Source organism: Flavobacterium sp. (assembly GCF_049240005.1).
Lineage (GTDB): Bacteria > Bacteroidota > Bacteroidia > Flavobacteriales > Flavobacteriaceae > Flavobacterium.
The window spans coordinates 1-3,401 of record NZ_JBMLTK010000114.1 but is presented as its reverse complement, the minus strand read 5'-3'; the positions used below and the strand labels follow the sequence as shown (position 1 = coordinate 3,401).

Sequence of the window (3,401 nt, the reverse complement as noted above, 5' to 3'; positions counted from 1 at the left end):
TGGGCGATTCTTTCTCCATTTTCGATGGTGAAATCTTCTTGGGATAAATTTACTAAAATCACCCCAATTTCTCCACGGTAATCGGCATCAACTGTACCCGGTGAGTTTAAAACGGTGATTCCTTTTTTGGCTGCTAAACCACTTCTTGGTCGGACTTGGGCTTCATAACCCAATGGCAATTCAATAAAAAGACCTGTTTTTACAATGGTTCGCTCCAACGGTTTCAAGACGATGGATTCGGTTAAATTGGCTCTCAAATCCATTCCGGCTGAGGCTATGGTTTCATAATTCGGCAAATCGTGTTGCGACTTGTTGATGATTTTTATGGTCATTTTACTTGGTTTTTCTTTTAACAATTCGGAGTAATGTTTCCTTTTCGTTTCGGTAGATGAAATATAAAAACAAGGCCAACAAAAGTATTTTAACGCCATAGTTTTCCCGCAATGACGGGATATAAAATGAAATGGCAGAAAACACTATAGAAAGCGATAGATATTTTAAAAGGGTTGCAATATCGTAAGGAATAGGATATTGTTTTTGTCCCATTTGATAGGAAATCACCATCATGGTTCCGTAAGCAGCGATAGTTGCGATGGCAGAACCGTAATAGCTCAAACCCTGTTTGATAAGTACATAATTGAGCACGAGTGTTACCAAAGCACCCACAATGGAAATGTAAGCGCCGATTCTGGTTTTGTCAATCAATTTGTACCACACGGATAAATTGGTGTAAATGCCTAAAAAGAAATTCGCCAAAACAATCAATGGTACCACTTTTATGGCTATCCAATAACTGTCTTCAGGCACCAACGGCAATTTTAATAAATCGATAAACGCAATCACAAAAAAGCTGATAAACGACCCAAAAATCACAAAATACTTGGTAATAGTTGCATACGTTTGTTGGGCATTTTCGTTAGCGGCATGACTAAAAAAGAACGGTTCAATGCCCAAGGTATAAGCTGTTCGGAACAAGACCATAAACATACCTATTTTGTAACAAGCTGCATAAGCGCCGATATCTGACTTGGACACCTTCATCCAATCCAACAAAATTTTATCGAAATGTTCGTTGATGGCAAAGGCTACGCCTGCAATTAAAATAGGCAGACCGTATTGCATCATTCGCTTCCATAGGTTGAAATCAAACTTCCAGCTGATCTTAAAATAATCAGGAGATAAGATGACAAAAGTGACAAGACTAGCGATTAAATTGGAAACGAAAATATACCCTACTTGGAAGTTTTCGTAATATATCGTGTTGAAAAAACCTTCGGCATCCATTTGAGCCAATCGGGGCAACAGTAACAAGAAGAATAAGTTAAGCAACATATTCAACATTACATTCCCGATTTTAATAAAGGCGTATACGATAGGCCTTTGGGTAGCTCTTAACTTGGAAAACGGCAAAATGACCAAAGCATCTAAAGCCAGAATCCAAAGCGTATACGTGATGTATTCTACTTTAATTCCGGACCAATCGGATAAGGTATTTCGGTAGAGTAACGATACAAATAAAAAGAGAAGAGAAGACCAAAACAAGGAAATAGTGGCGGTAGAAATCACCTTCTTTTTATCGGTTTCCGTGTTATAAAATCGGAAAAAAGCCGTTTCCATTCCGTAGGAAAGTATGACATTGAAAAACACCAACCAGGCAAAAACAATGGAGACATCGGCAAATTCCTGTTTGGGCAATTGGTCTACATAGAGCGGATTCAATAAAAAACTAATCATTCTGGGTAGCACTGTTGCCAAGCCATAGATTAGGGTTTGTTTGAAAAGGTTTTTATAAAGGCTCAATCCGAGAATTATTATGGTGTTGAACAAAAATAACTATTAAATCTGTTCCAAAAAAAAAGAGCGAACAAATGTTCGCCCTTTCCTTGAAATATTGTGTAAAACTATCCGTTTAACGCTTCCGCTCCACCAACAATTTCCAAAATCTCTCCGGTAATTGCCGCTTGACGCGCTTTGTTGTAGGTTAATTTTAATTGGTTTCTTAAATCGGTTGCGTTGTCTGTTGCTTTGTGCATTGCGGTCATACGAGCACCGTGTTCAGCAGCAAAAGAATCGCGTACAGATTTGTACAATTGTGTTTTTAATGACTTAGGAATAAGTGTCAATACAATTTCCTCTTTAGACGGTTCGAAAATGTAATCACCGGCAGAAGCATTTTCAGATTGAATTGGTGCCAAAGGTAAAAATTGCTCAGTCATGACCAATTGAGTGGCGGCATTTTTAAATTGATTGTAAACAATTTCAATTTTGTCGTATTCTCCGGCCACGAACTTATCGGTTAGCAAGTTGGCAACTTCTGCAACATTTTCAAAGGTAAGGGAATCAAATACATCACTTCTGTTGGCAATAACGTTGTATGATTTTCTAAGAACATCATTTCCTTTTTTACCAATAGCAAATACATCTACTTGTTTTCCGGCATACGCATCAGCCACAACTTTTACTTGCTTGATAACGTTGGTATTGAAAGCACCACACAAACCACGGTTTGAGGTAACGGCTACGATTAAGACTTTATTCACCTCACGTTGCGAAGTATATTGTCCGCCTGCATCACCATCTAAAGTAGCACTAACACTTTGTAATAATTCCGTTAGTTTTTCGGCATAAGGACGCATCGCTGTAATGGCATCTTGTGCTTTTTTCAGCTTAGCGGCAGAAACCATCTTCATCGCCGATGTGATTTGCATCGTCGACTGAACGGAAGTAATTCTATTACGGATTTCCTTTAAGTTTGCCATAGTTAATTTGAAAATTATCGGATTTGAAAATTTGAAAATTATTACATCTTCAAATTCTCAAATCTTCAAATTGTTATTAGTTATATTTCGCTGAAATTTCTTTAGCTGCTTTTTCTAAAACGTCAGTAATGTTATCATCTAACTTACCGGCTTTTAAAGCATTCAAAGTATCTCTGTGTTTGTTGTTCAAGTACTCGATATAATCTTTTTCGAATTCTTTTACTTTGTTTACAGGAACACTTCTCAACAAGTTTTTAGAACCGGCATAGATAATCGCTACCTGATCTTCTACTGTAAACGGATCGTTTACGGCTTGTTTCAAGATTTCTACGTTTCTTCTACCTTTTTCGATTACATTTAAAGTAGCAGCATCAAGGTCAGAACCGAATTTAGCAAACGCTTCCAATTCACGGAATTGTGCTTGATCCAATTTCAAAGTACCGGCTACTTTTTTCATCGATTTGATTTGTGCATTACCTCCAACACGAGATACCGAAATACCTACGTTAATCGCCGGACGAACCCCTGAGTTGAACAAGTCAGACTCCAAGAAAATTTGACCGTCTGTAATCGAAATTACGTTGGTTGGGATATATGCAGAAACGTCACCTGCTTGAGTTTCAATGATTGGTAAAGCTGTTA

The 3,401-nt window shown here is 37.8% G+C and carries 3 protein-coding genes and 1 pseudogene; all 4 read right to left on the bottom strand.

Annotated features, from left to right (window positions below; genetic code table 11):
- A partial coding sequence (dut, locus tag ACOVQQ_RS11515) for a dUTP diphosphatase (protein WP_421818324.1) occupies positions 1-332 on the bottom strand: 332 nt, incomplete at its 3' end.
- Position 333: 1 nt separating this feature from the next.
- Positions 334-1,800: a lipopolysaccharide biosynthesis protein gene (locus tag ACOVQQ_RS11510; RefSeq protein ID WP_421818323.1), complete on the bottom strand. Its 1,467-nt coding sequence runs from the start codon at positions 1,798-1,800 to the stop codon at positions 334-336.
- 101 nt (positions 1,801-1,901) lie between these two features.
- Entirely contained in the window at positions 1,902-2,759 is an 858-nt protein-coding gene (atpG, locus tag ACOVQQ_RS11505; RefSeq protein ID WP_421818322.1) for an ATP synthase F1 subunit gamma, read from the bottom strand.
- Between the two features lie 76 nt (positions 2,760-2,835).
- Positions 2,836-3,401, bottom strand: a pseudogene (locus ACOVQQ_RS11500) (F0F1 ATP synthase subunit alpha); the annotation flags it as partial.